Raw genomic sequence first — 20,137 nt, forward strand, 5'->3', positions numbered from 1 at the left:
CATAAAGCAAATTGTATGAAACAGATAAAAAATATTTCTCTTTTTTTATTGGGTGTTTTGCTGCTGGCTTCCTGTACTAAAAAAATTCAGGAACTTCAGGCCGACCCCAATAAACCTACCAGCGTTCCTGCGGGCTTAATTTTAGGAACGGTATTAACAGATATGGCCGGAAATGGCAGTGCCGGTTCTTTAGGTGGCCTCAATTCCTGGAATAATGTGCACAACTGGAACCAGTATTTCTGTAATAACTACGACTATTATGGAAATAATATTTACTCTTGGACCAATGGTTCGTTTGACCCCTACTTAGTTCTGAAAAATGTGGTACAAATGGAGCGTGAGGCTGTTGTAAAAGGCGCTTCATCTGTTAACCCTTATGAAGCAGTAGGCAGATTTATTCGTGCTTATTACTTTTACAATCTTACTTCTTTGTTTGGTGATGTTCCATTAACACAGGCTTTACAAGGTTCCGCAAATCCTACCCCGTCATATACCCAGCAACAACAGGTGTTTGCTTATATATTGAATCAGTTAGATACTGCCAATACACATTTTGCAACATTAATTGCCAATAACGATCAAACATTATCTGCCTCACAAGATTTGTTTTATCAGGGCAATTTATCAAAATGGCAAAAATTGGTCAATGCTTTTAAGTTAAGGGTGTTGATTCAGTTAAGTTCAAAAACATCAGATGCAACTTTAAATGTTGCTGCACAGTTTGCAAATATTGTCAATAATCCTTCCAAGTACCCCATCTTCACCAGTCAGGCAGATGATATGGCAGCAAAATATGATGCTACTTATTTGCAATATCCTTTCAATCCCAGCAATTTCGGTTCTATTGCACAGCGTAACAACATGGCCGATACTTATGTAAAAGCTTTAACCACTATCAACGATCCCCGTGTGTTTGTTACCTGCGAACCGGCATGGGCATTGGTTGGAAGCGATACCTTACAGCCTGCTAAATTTCAATATTTTGTGGGTGCCAGCACAGGTTTACCACTTTCAATTATGTATGGTAATGCTTCTGCCAATTTATACTCCTTTCCAAACCGTAAAAGATATTATTCAACTTTTACCGGTGAACCTGATGTATTGGTTGGTTTTAAAGAACAAAACTTCAATATTGCCGAAGGTATTGAAAGAGGTTGGGTTTCAGGAAATGCAGAAAGCTATTATAAAACAGGCATCATTGAGTCGATGAAATTTTATGGCATAGATGTAACACAGCCCGGCTTTAATGCTTACTTTCTTCCTCCGGGTAAAACATCAACCACACAGGTAACACCTTATAATGTTTCGTTCAACTTTGCCAATTATTATGCACAGCCTGCAGTACAACTTTCTTCAAATCCGGCAACTGCTATACAACAAATTGTATTGCAAAAATATATTGCCATGTTCCAAAATTCAGGCTATGAGGCATATTACAATTGGCGCAGAACAGGCGTTCCAGCTTTTGAAGGGGGCAGTGGTGTGGGTAACAATGGCATTATTCCAATCAGATGGGCTTACCCGGTTTCTGAACAGGCACAAAATGCCGCCAACTGGAAAACTGCACTACAAAGCCAGCAATTTTCAGCCGATGATTTGAACCAAAAAATGTGGTTGTTGAAATAACTTTTTTGATGCATTAATGATAAAAGTGAAAAATGTGTATCAATATATTGTACTGATTTTGGTAGTTGGTTTTAGTAGTAGTTTTTCTGTTCAAGCGCAGAAGAGGAATGGGGCACTACCTCATTCCTCAACTGCTTTTGTTGTAATAGCGCATAGAGGTAACCATGTGTTTTATCCTGAAAATACCATTTCCGCAATTCAAGCAGCTATAGAGGCAGGTGCGCAATATGTTGAAATAGATTTACGAGAAACCATTGATAGTGTAATGATACTCATGCACGATGCAACAGTTGACAGGACAACAAATGGTAAAGGTGCGGTGAGCAGTTTGGGTTATGCACAAATTAAAGCTTTACATACAACGGCTAAAGATGGGCAATTATATACTATCCCGTTATTTTCAGAAGTATTACAACTTTGTAAAAACAAAATCAATATTTACCTTGATTTTAAAAATGCCAATGTTGCAAAAGCATGGAACATGATACAACAGGCAGGCATGCAAAATCAAATTATTGTATATCCCAATACCTTACAACAATACCATGAATGGCAAAAGTTAGCACCACAAGTACCTATCATTACCAGCGTACCCAAAACAAGTTCAACAGAAAAAAAATTAAATAAATTTTTTATAACCATGCATGTAGCTGTTGTAGATAATTTGTATGATGAAAACTTAATTAAAATAGCCCATGTAAATCATGTAAAGGTTTGGTTAGATGTAGAAAGCCCACAAGAATCAACAGCAATTTGGGATAAATTTTTGAAAATGGGAGTGGATGGTTTACAAACCGACCACCCGCAACAACTATTGAAATACATAACTCAAAGGCAAATGGAGCTTGAATAAATTCAATGAACGAATAGCTAATATTTAATAACTTTAAAACGCATTTATGAAAAGAAGTATGATTTGTTTGGCAATTTTATTAGCGGTTTTTTGTACAAATCCGTTATTGGCACAACGTAAAACTGAAAATGTGGTTATTGTAACCTTAGACGGATTACGTTGGCAGGAAGTATTTAAAGGGGTAGATTCTTATTTATTGGCCGACAAAAACTATATGCACGACAGCGACTATATAGCTGAAAAGTTTACAGCGGTAACACCCGCTGAAAGCAGGGCTAAATTATTTCCTTTTCTTTGGTCTACTGTTGAACAACGGGGACGGCTTTATGGCAACCGTTTATATGAGAATGATATGAACGTAGCCAACCGCTACCATTTTTCATATCCGGGATACAATGAAATAATGACCGGTTATCCAGACACAACGGTTAATTCAAACGATAAAATCAAAAATAAAAACGAAAATGTTTTAGAGTTTTTGAATAAGCAGAAGGGATTCAACGGAAAAGTGGCTGCCTTTTCTACCTGGGATGTGTTTCCTTATATTTTAAATAAATGGCGGAGTGGCATTTATGTAAATTCAGATACAGATACCTTGCATTTTAAAAACAGTAACTTAGCATTAATTAATGATATGCAGTTTTTAACGGCACAGCCCTTGAGTGTGCGCCCGGATATTTTAACTTATATGGCAGCCCGCGAATATCTGAAAGCTTATCAGCCAAAGGTATTGTATATTGCTTTCGATGAAACCGATGATTTTGCACATGGCGGAATGTATGATCAGTATTTAAAAAGTGCACATGCCGAAGATGCCATGATACACGATTTGTGGAACTATCTGCAATCCAATCCTGTATATCGTAACAAAACCACTTTAATTGTTACCTGCGATCATGGAAGAGGTGATGTAAATAAAGATAACTGGCGCAGTCATGGTTCACGTATTCCGGAATCTTCACAAATTTGGATGGCGGTAATGGGGCCGGATATTACACCGGAAGGAGAAGTAAAAACACACATGCAATTGTATCAGGAACAAATTGCTGCTACTATTGCGGCTATGTTGGGATTTCATTTTACAGCCAATCATCCCGTTGCAAAACCAATTGAGCAACTGTTACAAAAATAAACGGCATGAACAAAGAACAAATTGAACAAATGGCCCATGAAATAATTGAGTTATATAAAAAATATGGGCATGAAGATTATATAGGTGAGCCGGTTTCACAATTAGAGCACATGTGCCAATGCGCTCAACTGGCTGAAGAAGGCGGGTATGATGATGAGGTAATATTGGCTGCTTTCTTTCATGATATTGGGCATTTATATGAACACATAATGCCCGAAGGGAGTGCTGCCGGCCATATGGATAATTTTGGATTGGTGGATCACGAAAAATTAGGTGCAGCCTATGTTTTGGAAATGGGTTTTTCTTTGAAAATTGCAAAACTGATTGAATCGCATGTAAATGCAAAAAGATACCTAACTTATAAAGATCCCGAATATTATGCACAATTATCTGAAGCCAGTAAACAAACCCTTCAATTTCAGGGAGGGGTAATGTTACCTGAAGAAGCTGCAGCTTTTGAAGCAGATCCCTTGTTTCCATTATATATAGCACTACGCCGTTGGGATGAACAGGCCAAAGTAACCAACAAATCATTACCCGATTTAGAAACTTATCAGCAGCGCATCATAGAACACTTAAAACAACAAAATTAATATGCCCATTCAATTAGTAGTTTTCGATATTGCAGGAACAACTGTAGCCGATCATGGCAACATCAATCAAACTTTTAGAGATGCTTTTCAGGCAGCAGGATTAAACGTGCAACCGGATGATGTAGATAAAGTAATGGGGTATAAGAAAATAGAAGCCATTGAAATTATTCTGCGCCAATATAAACAACCTTTATTGCCCGGCCATAGCATCGAATCTATTCATACCGATTTTACCAATCGTATGGTGCATTATTATGAAACAACACCATCCTTACAACCATTGCCTTTCGCAGAACAAATTTTTTCCTGGTTAAATAGTTTGGGTATTCAGGTTGCATTAGATACCGGATTTACCAGGCCTATTACGGATGCAATTTTAAACAGATTACATTGGAATCATCATCCCGATATTGCTTGTGTAGTTTGCAGCGATGAAGTGCCCGAAGGCAGGCCGGCACCCTATATGATACAATCTATTATGGAAAAAACCCGTGTGCAGGATGCTAAAAATATAGCAAAAGTAGGTGATACGAAGGTAGATGTATTAGAAGGGCGAAATGCAGAATGTGGTATTGTAATAGCCACTACAACAGGCACATATACCGAGTTGCAACTGCGTACCTATGCTCCCGATTATATCATTCATTCACTTAATGAACTTAAGGGAATTATACAACCGCAATGGTAGTAAATTATATTAAAAAGCATCGGGAGTTTTTTGTAGCCTTATATGCTGCCGTAATTACTTTTCTTACCTATGCAACGGTATACGCCTTCCGTAAGCCTTTTACAGCCGGTACATATCATGATATGCCTGCAATTTTTGGATTGGCGTATAAAGATGCATTAGTAATTAGTCAGGTATTAGGTTATATGTTCAGTAAGTTTTATGGTATTAAATTTATTGCCGAGCTTAAACATTTTGGAAGAGGCAAGTTAATATTAATGTTAGTAGGTGTTTCGTGGTTGGCACTTTTGCTATTTGCCATTGTGCCGGCACCATACAATATTCTTTTCTTATTCATCAATGGCTTCCCGTTAGGAATTATCTGGGGAATTGTTTTTTCCTTTGTTGAAGGAAGAAAGGCAACCGACTTTATTGGAGCAGCATTAGCAGTTAGTTTTATTTTCTCCTCCGGTTTTGTAAAATCGGTAGGTAAAACTTTGATGGTGCAATTTCACATTAAAGAATTATGGATGCCTTTTGTAACCGGATTGGTTTTTGCTATACCCATGATAATACTGTTATGGTTATTAGAAAAAATTCCGCCGCCAACAGAGGCAGATAAAGCACAACGCGTTATCAGGGCTTCATTAAACAAAGCAGAAAGAAAAATCTTTTTTAAAAATTTTAGTACCGGATTGGTGCTATTGGTATTAGTATATGTAATATTAACGGTGTTTCGTGATATCCGTGACAATTTTGCGGCAGATATGTTCCGCGAAATGGGTTTTGGTAAAAATGCTGCCGTATTTACTGAAACAGAAACGCCCATTTCAATTATTGTCCTGATTTTGATTAGCAGTATGATATTTATTAAAAACAATGCACGTGCTTTTTTTATAACGCATTATTTAATTATTGCCGGTTTTATGATAGTCGGTGTCAGTTCCTGGCTTTTCTTATATCAACATTTACCGCCATTGTATTGGATGACGCTGGTGGGTTTAGGTTTGTATGTGGGCTATATTCCCTTTAACTGTATATTATTTGATAGAATGATTGCCACTTATCGGTATATGGGTAATGTAGGTTTTTTAATGTATGTGGCCGATTCGTTCGGATATTTAGGAAGTGTAGGTGTAATTATACTCAAAACATTTTTTAGTGGACATATGGAATGGTCTGTTCTGTACGGAAACGGCGTTATTATTTTTTCTGTAATAGGTGTTGCAGTTACCGCCATTGCTTTGTACTATTTTAAATCGAAATATAATAAAATAAATATTGTGTATGCCTAATCAGTCTGCAATTGTAATTGGCGCCGGTATTGTTGGGTTGGCAACGGCAAGGGCTTTGAGTTTAAAAGGATATTCCGTTACTGTAATAGAACGTAGCGAAAAAGCAGTTGGTGCATCCATTCGTAATTTTGGAATGGTTTGGCCTGTAGGGCAACCCGATGGTGTATTGTATAACAGAGCCATGCGGAGTAAGGAAATTTGGAAAGAAGTGGCAGATAGTACCAATATATGGTATAGAGAATCCGGCAGTTTACATGTTGCTTATTATGAAGATGAAATGCAGGTGCTGGAAGAATTATTTGATACCTTTCATCAAAATGGGAGGCCGGTAGAGTTAATGCGTAAAAAAGATATTATTGAGGAATTTGAAGGCGTAGTTGAATTGGGTTTATTAGGTGGTTTATACAGTGCCACTGAAATGGTGGTTGATCCACGTAAAGCTATTGCAACCATACCTGTTTATTTATCAGAATATTTAGATGTTCAGTTTATTTGGAGCAAGGCCGTGAACCGGGTAGAATCGGGTAAAGTATGGATGGGGAATGAAACCCTGCAGGCCGATTTGGTGATGGTATGCAGTGGTGCCGATTTTGAAACTTTGTTTCCAGAGGCATTTGCGGCGTTGGCTATTACAAAGTGTAAGTTACAAATGCTTCGTTATAGTGCAGGTAATGATGGTATGCATATTGGTACTTCATTATGTGGCGGATTATCTTTAATTCATTACCAAAGCTTTAAAGCCGCCGCCTCTTTGCCACAATTAAAGGCAAGATATGAAAACGATATGCCCGAATATTTAAAATGGGGTATTCATGTAATGGTTTCACAAAATGATGAAGGTGAGCTTACTGTTGGTGATACACATGAGTATGGCTTAACACTCGATCCGTTTGATGCTGCACATTTAAACAATCTGGTAATACAATATTTACAACAGTTTGCTCATTGTACCAACTGGACATTATTGCAAAGCTGGAATGGCATTTATCCTAAAATGACCAATGGTGATACCGAAGTATTTTTTAAGGCCTTGCCGGGTGTATATGTTTTAAATGGATTGGGCGGAGCAGGAATGACCCTTTCGTTTGGTTTGGCTGAAGAGAAAATAAACGAAATTGTATAGCCTTAAGAAATTTTTATTGTTTTATAAAATATTTTTCTCTTTCAAGCAGCATAATACAGCTTGAATTTCTCTTTTTCATGTTATTTGCATAAAAAATATCAATAATCATCAATTTGTAGTATGTTTATCATGATATTTATTGCTGTTGAACTATTTTAGCGCTTTCATTTGCTGTATCAAATAAACACTATTTTTAAATTTTAAATGTGTTGATATGAAAAAGATAGCCCTGCTATTTATTACCGTTATTGCTATGTTGCCATCTCATGCACAAGGTGTTGCTGCGGCCATTGCCGATGCCAATAAATTTGTTGGCAATTATTTACAACCTTTTGGCGAAGGAGAAATTTACAATATGAATCGCGGCTGGTATAGTACGGCAAGGGCTCATAAACTATTGGGTTTTGATCTTTCCGTTAGTTTACAGGCTGCTGTAGTGCCAACCGATAAACAAAATTTTACATTTAATAATGCTGATTATTCAACCTTTAAATTAAATGGCGGTGCAACGAGCGCCAGTCTGCCCACGTTTATGGGAGGCAGCTCATCACAAAGCATTCATGTAAATGTTACCGAAAACGGACAGCAGGCGTACACCGATTTTACAACCCCAACCGGTATAGGAAACGATTTTAAAAAGAATATTTCATTTTTGCCGGTATCTGTTCCACTGCCGGTAGCACAGGTGGGCATTGGTATTTTTAAGCATACCGATTTAAAAGTGCGTTACTTCCCAAAAACAGATTTAAGTAATGTTTCAATGGGCATTTTTGGCATAGGCTTGCAGCATGAATTTTCTAATTACCTGCCATTTCTTAAAAAAGTGCCATTTCTGCATTTGTCGGCTTTGGCTGCCTATAACCACCTTTCAGCCGATTATTATCCTAATTTAACCAATTCCGGTTCTGTTCGAAGCAATAATGCAGATTTGAAGTATGATATCTCTGCCTATACTGTTCAGGCCATTGCATCTGTAAAATTTTCATTTTTAGAAATTTACACAGCTATAGGTTATAATTCGGGTAAATCTAATATCAATGTAAATGGTACGTATCAGGCTACACTAAATACCAATTTTCCACCGCCGAATAACACTGTTACCATTAATGCTACCGATCCATTGGCAATGTCGTATACAGCATCCGGTATTTCAAATACATGGGGGGTTCGTTTCAATTTATTTATTCTAAAAATTTATGCCGACTATACTTTTGCCAAATACAATGGTATTGGTGCAGGGGTGGCATTTGCATTTAGGTAATGAAAGCCGGTATTTATTTGTAAAATTTAAGTAGAGTTAAAATTTTTTGAAATTGAAATGGATGGGCTTGAATAATACAATGGCATTTAATATTGATTATACCCACGTATCGGTTTTATAAATAGAGAATAGTTACTTTTATCCTGTAATGCTGCAGGATAGTCATAATAACGAACAATTATTGCAATGGTGGAGGGCAGCCAGAGAAGGTGATGTGCATGCATTTAAAGCACTGCATCATCATTTGTTCGAAGGGTTGTATGCGTATGCCTTGAAGTTGCTGGATGATGAGACCCTTTCAAACGAAGCAGTGCAGGATTTGTTTGTGAAATTATGGGTCAAAAAAAAGTCACTTCATTCCATACAGCAGGTAAAGCCATATTTTTATGCTGCTTTGCGAAAGCAGATTTTAAATTATTTTCGCGATTTAAAATTAAAAAATATTAAAATACAATTCTTTCAACAACCCAATATTGAATTTTCTCCGGAAGAAATTATTGTAAAAAAAGAAAGTGATTTTATACTGCAACAAAAAATTTCAATTCTTTTAAATCAGCTGCCAAAAAGGCAAAAAGAGGTAATTTACCTTCGTTATTTCGAAAATATGGACAATCAGCAAATTGCTGAAATTATGGGAATTAATTATCAGTCCGTTTCAAATCTCACGCAAAAAGCACTGCATAAGCTTCGAGATGCTAAAATGTTATCTACCCTCATTTCATTATCTTTTCTTTTTCAGTTTGTGAAAAATTAATCCTAAAAAAAGGGTATAAAAAATAAAATCGAGTGTCTTACACTAAAAGATTGCTATGCCCGATAATTTTTGGGAAGAAAATAGTGGCGAAAATTTTCCTTTTCAATTCAGACACAAGCCTTCAACTGAAGCTCAGCGAAATGCCAACTGGTCATCTATCGAAAATAGAATAACCGGTCAGCAGCTTCGATCCATTTATCCTATGCTGAAGCACATTCTTATCGCTGCAAGTTTTTTTCTTTTAGTTACCCTTACTTATTTTTTTGTGAATCAAAATTTGCATAGTACTGAACAGTATGCTATTGTTCAAACCGGTTTTGGTGAAATGAAAAGAATTGTTTTGCCCGATAGTACTGAAGTAATGATGAATGCAAATTCAACTTTAAAAATTCCGGCAGTTTGGGCTGATGATGCGCAACGAGAGGTATGGATAAAAGGGGAAGCTTGGTTTCATGTTCGAAAAAAAACAGTAACAAAACAGAATTTTATTGTGCATACGCCACAAACCAATGTTGAGGTTTTGGGAACTATTTTTAATATAAAAGACCGCAGAGATAAATCAGTGATTTCATTAGAGGAAGGGTCTATACAATTAATTACCGACAAAAATAAAGTACTCACGAAAATTACTCCGGGACAGGTTGCTATTGTAACAAAAGATAAAAAAATGAGTGTAGCGTCTGATAATAATGTGCGCTTTAGAAGTAGCTGGCAATTTAATGAATATCATTTTGAGCATACCAGCATTACTGATATTGCCGAGATGATACAGGATAATTATGGATACCACACTGTGATTGATGCAAAACTTATTACAACAAAATTTTTAACCGGAGATCTTACAGCAAAAAGCATTCAGGATTTTATTAAGGTAATATCTGTTGCCATGAATGTAAATATTGAAATGAAAGGAAACACCATTTATATATATCCCAAACAATAAGCATTTTAATTTTTAAAACGATTGTATTATGAGAAAAAATGTAGGAAAACTACTGCTATTGCAGCTATTACTATTTTCCATGTCTATTGGCATTGCCTTTTCAGAAACGCCAGTTCCTTTTAAAAATGGTACACTTTACCATACAATCAGGAAAGATGATACCAATAATACTAAAATGTTGGTGGATGTTCTTTCGGAACTGCGAAAGGTTTATCAGGTTGATTTTGTGTATGAAAGTAATACATTGCCCGACACCAAAGTAGCTTTTTCAATTACTAAATTTAAAAATGTAGAACAGGCGTTGAACAGCATTTTAATACCATTGGGTATTCATTATAAAAAAGTTCTGGATCAAACCTATGTTTTATTTAGTAAAAACACTAAAATTGAAACGCTCAAAGATTTGATTAATAATCCACAAATTTTACAAGCCCTTTATCAGGATCCAAATTTTACAAATGCTTCGGTACAGGCCAATGTAATAACCGGTACCGTTACCGATGCAATTACACAACAACCTTTAATAGGGGTTAGTGTGGTTGTAAAAGGTACAAATAAGGGTACTTCTACCAACAATACAGGGCAGTTTACTATTACAGCCGAAAAAGGTGCTACCATTGTATTTTCTTATGTTGGTTATGCATCAAAAGAAATTGTAGTTGGCGCAACAAACACTATACAAGTACAGCTAACGCCCGTTGATGCTCAATTAGATCAGGTTGTAGTAGTAGGTTATGGTTCACAGCGTAAAAAAGACTTAACCGGAGCTGTTTCCGTAGTTACAGCAGCCGATATTGCCGACAGACCAATTGTTGATGCAGGAGAGGCATTACAGGGAAAGGCCGCCGGAGTACAGGTGGTTTCCAATTCAGGAAAACCCGGTGCTGGTTTATCTATCAGGATAAGAGGTTCTTCTTCCATCAGTGCAGGGAATGACCCATTATATGTTGTGGATGGTATTCCAATGACGGATATTTCTTCTTTCAGTCCGAGCGATATTGAATCTATTTCTGTTTTAAAAGATGCCGCATCGGCTTCTATTTATGGTACCCGGGCAGCAAATGGTGTAGTAGTCATTACTACTAAAAAAGGAGTAGCCGGCAAATCTAAAATTGAATTTAGTACTTATTATGGTACTACCTCTCCAACTAAAATGTTGTCAGTTTTAAATGCCAAGCAATATCAGGCTTACGCAAATGAACAGAAAGGGGCTACCGTTGTAACCGATTCAATGGTGAATGCAAATAACGTAAACTGGCCTAAAGAAATTTTTCAGGATGGCACACAGCAAAATTATCAATTGTCTATTTCTGGCGGTAACGATAAATCAACCCATTATATTTCTTTAAATTATACTGATCAGAAAGGGATGATTAAACCCGCAACTTATAACCGTTTAACCGGCAGGGTGAATTTAACAACCAAAGCTAGTAGTTGGCTTACCATCATATCCAGTACAGTTCTTTCACGTTCAAAAAGTAATGATGTTACCGATAACCAAAGTGTAGCAAGAGGCGGGGTTGTTTTATCTGCTTTGGAAACTCCATTTATTATACCAAAATTTAATGCAAATGGAACCATTGGATTTAATCCCCTAACAGGGTGGGAAAATCCATATGGCGCAATTTTGGGCAGATATAATAAATCAACTGCCGACCGATTATTAACGAACTTAGGTGCCGATGTTAAATTATTAAAAGGATTGGTATTTGAATCGAGATTTGGTATTGATTATGGGAACTATACCAGCACTTATTTTTTGGATCCTTTTCTTACCATTTATGGAAGACAAACCGGAGGTCAGCAATCCAGAACCAGAACCTATAATTTAACCTGGTTAAGTGAGCAAACTTTGCACTATAACAAAAATTGGGGTAAACATCATTTTTCTGCTCTGGCCGGCTGGACAGCCCAAAACTCACATACAGAGCAAACAACTATTTCCGGGTCATTCTTAAAACCGGAATACCGGTTACTGCCCTGGGATCAGGCGTATTTAAGAGATTCTATTAAGCAACCCGGAACCACCGGAATTGATGAATGGGCTTTGATTTCATATTTAGGAAGAATTAATTATGATTTTGATGGTAAATATCTGTTTCAGGCCAATATCCGTTCTGATAATTCTTCCAAGTTTGCACCAGGAAACAGAACAGCCGTATTCCCTTCTTTCTCTGCAGGATGGCGTTTGTCGAGAGAAGCATTTATGGAAAATGTACGTGCGGTTAACGATTTAAAATTAAGAGTAGCCTGGGGCCAAAATGGTAATCAGGAAGGAATTGGCAGCTATAGTTACCTGCCTTTGTCCAGTATCAATCCGGTTACGGGTGCAGTAACTCCTGTATCCATTGCGCCGGCCAGTTTAACATGGGAAACTACATCACAAACAGATGTAGGTGTTGATGCGAGCTTTTTAAATGGAAGAATTTCATTTACAGGAGATTTTTATGTGAAGAAAACCAAGAATGTATTGGTGAATTATCCTTTGCCCTCACAAGCAGGATTTGCAACTGCTCCACTCAATGCGGCAACCATGCAGAATATTGGAGAAGAGTTTCTTATTTCTACTAAAAATGTTGTAAAAGGCAATTGGAGGTGGAATTCAGATTTCAATATTTCATTCAATCAAAATAAAATATTAAATATTGGTGAAGGAGTAACCTTCCTGAATGCATTTGGCGGTGTTTATGCACGTGGTAACGCTATAGCATTGGCGCAAGGTTACGGACTCGGTGAATTTTATGGGTATGTAGCACAAGGCGTGGATCCAAATACCGGGCATGAATTGTATTTAACAAAAGATGGTAAAGCAACCGATAATCCCGCACCTACCGATAGAAGAATTTTAGGTAGTGCATTGCCCACTTTTATTTATGGGTTGAATAATACCGTTTCATTTAAAAATTTTACATTAACTGTATTTATTCAGGGTTCACAGGGCAACAAAATATTTAATGCAGGAAGGTTAGAAGCCGAGGCTATGGTAAACTCCGCTAATCAAAGTTCGGCTGTATTAAGAAGATGGCAAAAACCCGGCGATATTACTGATATTCCAGGCGTAAGTACCAATGCAACCATTAATAATTCGTTGATATCTACACGGTTTTTAGAAGATGGTTCTTATTTAAGAGTGAAAACAATTACACTCTCTTACGATATTCCAGCGAAAGTATTAAACCATATTGGTTTAAGCAGGGCTTCTGTTTATGTTTCAGGTAATAATTTGCTAACATTAACCAAATACAAAGGTTTTGATCCGGAAGTAAATTCTTATGGCAATCCCGGAAATTCAAACGACAATAGAAATATTTCATTAGGGTTAGATAATGGTGCTTATCCACAGGCAAAAATGTTCTTATTTGGTTTGAATGTTGCGTTGAAATAAAAATGATTTTCGTTGCTTATATGCCATTTTGAAAATTTAAAAATCAGGAATATGAAAAATAAAATAATAATAACATTAATTACTGGTTCGCTTGGTTGTTTCATGATTTTGCCAGGCTGCACCAAATTGTTAGATAAACAGCCCATTACACAAGTGGTAACAAATACAGGTACTAGTTCTATTACTGCTTCTCAAGCAGAAAATGCACTGTCTGGTGTTTATAATGCTGAAATTGGTTATAGTTATGGATTAGAGTTCAATGTGTTAGACAGAATTACCAATGCTGATGTTCAGTCTGATAATTGCTATGCAGGTGGTGATAATCCTGACAATATTGCCATCGATTTGTTTACAGCCAATGCAGCCAATGGCAATATCAATCGTGACTGGAAAGATGCATATGGTATTATAGCAACTGCTAATATTGCTATTGCACAGGTGCAGGCATGTACAGATCCTGCTTTGTCTGCAACCAGAAAAAATCAAATTTTGGGTGAAGCCAGATTTATGCGGGCATTTACTTATTTTGATTTGGTTCGTTTGTTTGGAAGGATACCTTTAATGTTAAAGCCGGTGGATCAAACCAATTCTGAAACACTAATTAAATCTACATTGGTGCCACAATCTTCTGCTGATACTGCATACCAGGCTATTTTACAGGATTTATGGTTTGCAAAAGATAATGTACAAAACGACAATACACCTCCCAATAAAATGGTGGTAACAAAAGGTGCTGTGAATGCAATTTTGGCAAAAGTATATGCCAGCATGCCTACTCCTAATTGGGATTCTGTTGCTTATTATTGCGACCAGGTGATACCCAATTATACATTAATGCCCAACTATACTTTTTTATGGGATAATAATCATAAAAACAATAGTGAATCTATCTGGGAATTTAATTATGTAGGCTGGAGTGTGATTGGCAATTGGATACCATCTCAATTTATCGGCAGCGGCTGGAAAAAATTTGAAACACCCACCAATGATTTGGTGAATACCTTTAGAACAGAGGGTGATTCTATTCGTTTACACGCTTCTATTACTTTTGTAAATTATGGATGGTCTGATCCATATTGGAAAGATGTCAACAATTATCCTATCCTGTCAAAATATAATGATCCAAACAATGGTACCAATGATTTTTATATGATTCGTTTGGCAGATATTATTTTACTGAGAGCTGAAGCTTACAATGCCAAAGGATTAACGACCAACGCAGGTGCATTGGTGAATTTAATTCGTGCCAGAGTTAATCTGCCTCCTACAACAGCAGTTTCGCAAGGTGATATGGCATTGGCAATTGAAAAAGAAAGAAGATTGGAGCTGGCATTTGAAGGCCATCGCTGGTTCGATTTAGTGAGAACCGGAAGAGCCATAACAGTGATGAATGCACAAAAAGATGGTGCAGGTAATAATTTAAATTACAATGTTAAACCTTATCAACTGGTATTTCCCATACCGCAAAATCAAATTGATAACAATGTTTTGTTGAAACAAAATTCGGGTTACTAGTCGTTTAGGTTACATACAAAAGCACCTGCAGATTTTTGTGGGTGCTTTTTTCAGTACATTACTCTATTTTTAGATAAAGCATTTTTCAGTAGGTTGATGCAATTTTTAAATTTTATATGAAATTATACAATGAAAAAACTTTGTAAATATTTTCTGCTTATCAATTGTATGATATTGGCCATGAGTTGTTCCTCGGCTCAAAAGTCGCCTGAAATGCCTAATAGGCCTCCAAATACGGTTGTTAATTTAAAAGATTCAATATCTGTATGGCTCACCAATGCCAATGGTTCTGTGCGTTTACAACAACAAACGCCATTATATTTCGATACTGTCAATAAAACCAATTTTATTATTGTGGTTGATAGCCTGCAGCGTTATCAAACCATGGATGGGTTTGGGTATACTTTAACCGGAGGTAGTGCAACTTTAATCAATCAATTACCCAGTACACAAAAAACTGCTTTATTAAAAGAGTTGTTTGGCAACGATAACAATAGTATCGGCATCAATTATTTACGCATTAGTATTGGTGCTTCTGATTTAAATAGCCATGTTTTTTCTTATGATGATATGCCTGTGGGGAAAACCGATACCACTTTATCTGCTTTTAGCTTAGGTGTTGATACGGTTGATTTAATTCCGGTATTAAAAGCCATATTGCAAATCAATCCCAACATTCAAATTTTAGGATCGCCATGGTCGGCACCTGCCTGGATGAAAGACAATGCCGGTACCGTTGGTGGCAGTTTGCTTCCCGCTTATTATATGGTATATGCAAAATACCTGGCAAAATATATCCAGGCCATGCAACAGCAAGGCATTACCATGCATGCTATTACCATTCAAAATGAACCACTCAATCCCAATAACAATCCCAGCATGGTTATGCAGTCTGCCGATCAGGCTAATTTTATTCAAAATGCATTGGGCCCCGTTTTTAAAAAAGAAAATATTACAACCAAAATATTGTTGTATGATCATAATTGCGACAGGCCCGATTATCCTATCGCCATATTAAATAATCCTGCAGCAGCACAATATGTAGATGGCTCAGCTTTTCATTTATATGCCGGAAATATTAATGTACTATCTCAGGTGCATGATGCCTTCCCTAATAAAAATGTATATTTTACGGAACAATGGGTAGGTGCTCCCGGTGATTTCCCATCTAATTTAACATGGCATGTAGAGAATTTAATTATTGGTGCGCCACGCAATTGGAGTAAAACCGTATTGGAATGGAACCTGGCTGCTGATGCACAATATGAACCACATACTCCCGGTGGTTGTACCCAATGTTTGGGTGCATTAACGATTCAGGATAATAGCATTACGCGAAATGTGGCTTATTACATTATTGCACATGCTGCTAAATTTGTACCTTACGGTTCGTATAGAATTGCTTCAAATATGGTAAATGGCTTACCCAATGTGGCTTTTCTTACACCGGCAGGGAAAAAAGTTTTAATCGTTTTAAATACCACTGCAACAACACAGGCATTTAGTATTCAGTTTAAAAATGTATATGCTTCATCAATATTAGCATCAGGCAGTGTTGCAACTTATGTTTGGTAATGATAATCGAACTTACAAAATATGTATATGAAAAAAATATTGTTTCAAACGCTTGTTTTTTGTTTATGGTGTTTTAGCGGTGCCATGGCGCAAGCACCACGCTTTTATCAGGAAATTCAGGTATTTAAACACCAGGATAGCTTGCATTTTCCTCCGGCCAATGCCATATTGTTTGTTGGTAGTTCTTCTTTTCAAAAATGGAAGGATGTTCAGGATTATTTTCCTGAACACACTATTATTAATCGGGGTTTTGGTGGTTCTACATTGCCGGATGTAATTCGGTATGCACCCGATATTATTTTGCCCTATCATCCCAAACAAATTGTAATTTATTGTGGTGAAAATGATATTGCGGAAGATACTTCCATAACCCCACAGCAGGTATTAAGCAGGGTAAAAACATTGTTACATATTATCCGGAAAAAATATAAAAATATACCTGTTGATTATATTTCTATTAAGCCCAGCCCAAGCCGCATACAATGGCAACAAAAAATGCTGGCATCTAATATATTGATTCAAAAATATTTACAAAAGCAACCCAATGCTCGTTTTATTGATGTGTATCATGCTATGTTAAACCCCAATGGCACCATTAACGAAACCATTTTTATACATGATGGCCTGCACATGAATGCAACGGGTTATCATATCTGGCAGAAAATATTAGAGCCTTATTTGTTATAGTTTAATTTTATTGATTTGTATCCTTGGTTTTGCAGTTAAATGAATGTATTATTTTCAGATAATAATTCTATTTGTAATTAATTTGTATATTACAAGCATGAATCGATTAAGCTTGCTTTTAGTAGTGATTACAATCACAAGTTGCCACAAAGCTTCAAATTCTACTCCTGCTATTGCACCTGGCAATGTGGTAATTAATGCTGTTGTTTCTACCGATAGTAGTGGCAATGTAAATTTTACTGCTTCAGCAAGCAATGCTGTATCTTATGATTTTGACTTTGGAAATGGCATTATTCAAACCATCCCTTCCGGAATAACAACTTACAAGTATACTGCTTCAGGAACCTATACCGTGAATGTAATTGCAAAAAGCGCATCGGGCCTTACTTCGTCTGCCAACATACAAATTACCGTAGCTGTAAAATTGAATTTGGTTTGGTCAGATGAATTCAATATACCCGGAAGTCCGGATCCTACAAAATGGACATACGATTTAGGAGCCGGTGGTTGGGGTAATAATGAATTGGAATATTATACTTCACGTATTGATAATGCTGTGGTATCAAACGGAACATTAAAGATTATTGCTAAGAAGGAAAGTTATTCAGGTAGCAATTATACTTCGGCTCGCTTACTCACCAAAGGTTTATATAGTTTTAAATATGGCCGGATAGATGTAAGCGCCAAACTGCCTGCTTCAACTGGTACCTGGCCGGCCATTTGGATGCTGGGTAATAATATTTCAACTGCAGGCTGGCCTGCTTGTGGAGAAATAGATATTATGGAACAGAATGGGAAAAATAAAAATATTATTTATGGCACATTGCATTATCCCGCACAGGTAAATCAATATGGTGATGGTGCTACTACCTCTATCACCAATGCAGCAACTACTTTTCATAAATATTCTGCTATTTGGTCGCCTGCAACGATTCAGTTGCTGGTAGATGATGTGGTTTATTATACCTTACCCAACAAAAGCAGTTTCCCTTTTAATCAAAATTTCTTCATTATTTTAAATGTAACAATGGGTGGTACATTGGGTGGAACCATAGACCCGGCATTTACCACCAACCAAATGGAAATTGATTATGTGAGGGTATACCAATAATTATTGAAATGCATTAACTTCCATTCATAAACATTGCTCTATACCAAACCTACATTCTCCCATTCAAAACCCCTTTCACCAACTTATGCAATCCTTATTTAAATGTATCGTTTTTGTGTTTTGTATACTGCATTCAGGAATAGCACAAACACAAAAAGCCCAGAAAGGAAAAGTAATTTTTTTTGATAATTTTAATACCAAACATTTAGATACGGCTAAGTGGAATATTGAAATTACCGGATTTCATGTAAACAATGAATTACAGGCCTATGTAGACTCTTTTAAAACATTGTACATAGAAAAAAACAAGCTGATATTGCAGCCATTGTATGCCCCGGGTTTTGTAACAAAAGATGGGCAACATTTTGATTTTATTTCGGCCCGAATAAATACCCGCAATAAATTTGAATTTGAATATGGCCGTGCAGAAGCCAGAATTAAATTAACCAACGGTGCCGGATTATGGCCTGCCTGGTGGATATTGGGTAATGGGCCTTGGCCGGCTACCGGCGAAATTGACATTATGGAAAATATTGGCGATGCTGCATGGGCAAGTGCTGCGGTGCACGGCCCCGGATACAGCGGTGAAACGCCATTTGTAGAACGTTACCATTTTCCAAAAAACAATGATGCTTCGCAGTGGCATGTATATGCTGTAAACTGGACGCCTGATGCAATGGTTTTTGAATATGACGGTAAACCCATGTACCGCGTTACAAAAGCCATGACAGATAAATATGGACAATGGGCTTTTAGCAATAAAAAGTTTTTGATTTTAAATTTTGCTTTGGGCGGTAATTATCCCGCAGGAGTGAATGGCGCAAAAGAGCCCTATTTTGGCCTGCCTGAAAAAACATTACAACAAATTAAGCAAAATAAGGCAAAAATGGTAGTTGATTGGGTAAAGGTTACCCAATTGGATGCACCAAAGCCTTCTGAATAAAAAAATGAGCAGTAGGAGTAGTATTCGATAAAGCGTTTATCTAAAATATTTGCACGGCATAAATGGTTTCACTAATTTTCATGCCTGCAACATGAGAAAATGCTTATCCATATTACTCCTAACTGTGCTCCTCACTTATATGGGTGGTTACCATTTGTGGTATGTGCTGTATAAAGTGCATTTAAAAACGGAGATGAAGTTGTTTATTGCTTCTCATCCCGATACAAAAGCTGCCTGTCATTTTCAATGGAGTATAGATGCAAACGGAAACATTACTGACCCCTCATTCTCCTGGGAAGAAAAAAATCATGAATTTAAATTGAATGGCTTATTGTATGATGTGGTTCATATTCAATATAACCAAACAACGGTAACCATTTGCGGTTTGCCCGATAATGCTGAAAACAGCACAGATTTGCAACACTTTGCCCTTCAAAAAAACAAACAGGATGCAGGCAAACAAAACCGGCTAAGTTTTTCTCAGATATTCTCATTCTTTTATCAACCAGAACTTTTTCAAATCTTATTTCCTGAACCCGTCAATATTTGCTGGTCTACTTTTCATTCATATTATTTGCATTACATCGCACTTTCTGTAGTGTTACCTCCTCCCCGATTTACAATCTGTTAGTCCTTCTTCATTAAAATGGCATTCGTTGTTGGAGTGCTATTGA

The 20,137-nt window shown here is 36.8% G+C and carries 17 protein-coding genes; all 17 read left to right on the forward strand.

Annotation, left to right across the window (positions count from 1 at the left end; all coding sequences use genetic code 11):
• The first annotated feature begins 15 nt into the window (after nt 1–15).
• The 17 genes from JK139_RS08540 (at nt 16) to JK139_RS08620 (ending at nt 20,094) form a co-directional block, all read left to right on the forward strand.
• Nucleotides 16–1,626: a SusD/RagB family nutrient-binding outer membrane lipoprotein gene (locus JK139_RS08540; RefSeq protein WP_218331075.1), complete on the forward strand. Its 1,611-nt coding sequence runs from the start codon at nt 16–18 to the stop codon at nt 1,624–1,626.
• A 16-nt stretch (nt 1,627–1,642) separates the two neighbouring features.
• On the forward strand, nt 1,643–2,479 hold the full coding sequence (locus JK139_RS08545; protein ID WP_081298711.1) for a glycerophosphodiester phosphodiesterase family protein: 837 nt from the start codon (nt 1,643–1,645) through the stop codon (nt 2,477–2,479).
• A 46-nt stretch (nt 2,480–2,525) separates the two neighbouring features.
• A complete protein-coding gene (locus JK139_RS08550; protein WP_074419668.1) occupies nt 2,526–3,611 on the forward strand; it encodes an alkaline phosphatase family protein in 1,086 nt (361 codons plus the stop codon).
• Nucleotides 3,612–3,616: 5 nt separating this feature from the next.
• On the forward strand, nt 3,617–4,204 hold the full coding sequence (locus JK139_RS08555) for an HD domain-containing protein (RefSeq protein ID WP_074419667.1): 588 nt from the start codon (nt 3,617–3,619) through the stop codon (nt 4,202–4,204).
• A 1-nt stretch (nt 4,205) separates the two neighbouring features.
• A complete protein-coding gene (locus JK139_RS08560; RefSeq protein WP_218331076.1) occupies nt 4,206–4,892 on the forward strand; it encodes an HAD hydrolase-like protein in 687 nt (228 codons plus the stop codon).
• Nucleotides 4,886–6,166: a DUF5690 family protein gene (locus JK139_RS08565; RefSeq protein WP_218331077.1), complete on the forward strand. Its 1,281-nt coding sequence runs from the start codon at nt 4,886–4,888 to the stop codon at nt 6,164–6,166. Before JK139_RS08560 ends, JK139_RS08565 begins: the two co-directional genes overlap by 7 nt.
• The gene (locus JK139_RS08570; RefSeq protein ID WP_074419615.1) at nt 6,159–7,289 is read left to right on the forward strand and encodes a TIGR03364 family FAD-dependent oxidoreductase; all 1,131 of its coding nucleotides are present in this window, start codon (nt 6,159–6,161) and stop codon (nt 7,287–7,289) included. Before JK139_RS08565 ends, JK139_RS08570 begins: the two co-directional genes overlap by 8 nt.
• 214 nt (nt 7,290–7,503) lie before the next feature.
• A complete protein-coding gene (locus JK139_RS08575) occupies nt 7,504–8,550 on the forward strand; it encodes a DUF6588 family protein (RefSeq protein ID WP_074419614.1) in 1,047 nt (348 codons plus the stop codon).
• Nucleotides 8,551–8,698: 148 nt separating this feature from the next.
• The gene (locus tag JK139_RS08580; protein WP_074419613.1) at nt 8,699–9,304 is read left to right on the forward strand and encodes an RNA polymerase sigma factor; all 606 of its coding nucleotides are present in this window, start codon (nt 8,699–8,701) and stop codon (nt 9,302–9,304) included.
• Between the two features lie 55 nt (nt 9,305–9,359).
• Entirely contained in the window at nt 9,360–10,247 is an 888-nt protein-coding gene (locus tag JK139_RS08585; protein WP_218331078.1) for a FecR family protein, read from the forward strand.
• Between the two features lie 28 nt (nt 10,248–10,275).
• Nucleotides 10,276–13,632 (forward strand): SusC/RagA family TonB-linked outer membrane protein, encoded by a 3,357-nt coding sequence (locus JK139_RS08590; protein ID WP_218331079.1) that lies wholly within the window; start codon nt 10,276–10,278, stop codon nt 13,630–13,632.
• 51 nt (nt 13,633–13,683) lie between these two features.
• Nucleotides 13,684–15,147: a RagB/SusD family nutrient uptake outer membrane protein gene (locus JK139_RS08595; RefSeq protein ID WP_068243655.1), complete on the forward strand. Its 1,464-nt coding sequence runs from the start codon at nt 13,684–13,686 to the stop codon at nt 15,145–15,147.
• Nucleotides 15,148–15,276: 129 nt separating this feature from the next.
• Nucleotides 15,277–16,722, forward strand: coding sequence for a glycoside hydrolase family 30 protein (locus JK139_RS08600; protein ID WP_218331080.1), 1,446 nt, complete (start codon nt 15,277–15,279; stop codon nt 16,720–16,722).
• A 27-nt stretch (nt 16,723–16,749) separates the two neighbouring features.
• Complete coding sequence (locus JK139_RS08605) at nt 16,750–17,409, forward strand: GDSL-type esterase/lipase family protein (RefSeq protein ID WP_218331081.1); 660 nt, start codon at nt 16,750–16,752, stop codon at nt 17,407–17,409.
• Between the two features lie 97 nt (nt 17,410–17,506).
• Nucleotides 17,507–18,520, forward strand: coding sequence for a family 16 glycosylhydrolase (locus JK139_RS08610; RefSeq protein WP_218331082.1), 1,014 nt, complete (start codon nt 17,507–17,509; stop codon nt 18,518–18,520).
• A gap of 115 nt (nt 18,521–18,635) precedes the next feature.
• Entirely contained in the window at nt 18,636–19,463 is an 828-nt protein-coding gene (locus tag JK139_RS08615) for a glycoside hydrolase family 16 protein (protein WP_218331083.1), read from the forward strand.
• Nucleotides 19,464–19,554: 91 nt separating this feature from the next.
• Nucleotides 19,555–20,094, forward strand: coding sequence for a hypothetical protein (locus JK139_RS08620; protein ID WP_218331084.1), 540 nt, complete (start codon nt 19,555–19,557; stop codon nt 20,092–20,094).
• Nucleotides 20,095–20,137 lie beyond the last annotated feature (43 nt).

Origin of the sequence: Hydrotalea lipotrueae (assembly GCF_019249625.1) — a bacterium.
Classification (GTDB): domain Bacteria; phylum Bacteroidota; class Bacteroidia; order Chitinophagales; family Chitinophagaceae; genus Hydrotalea; species Hydrotalea flava.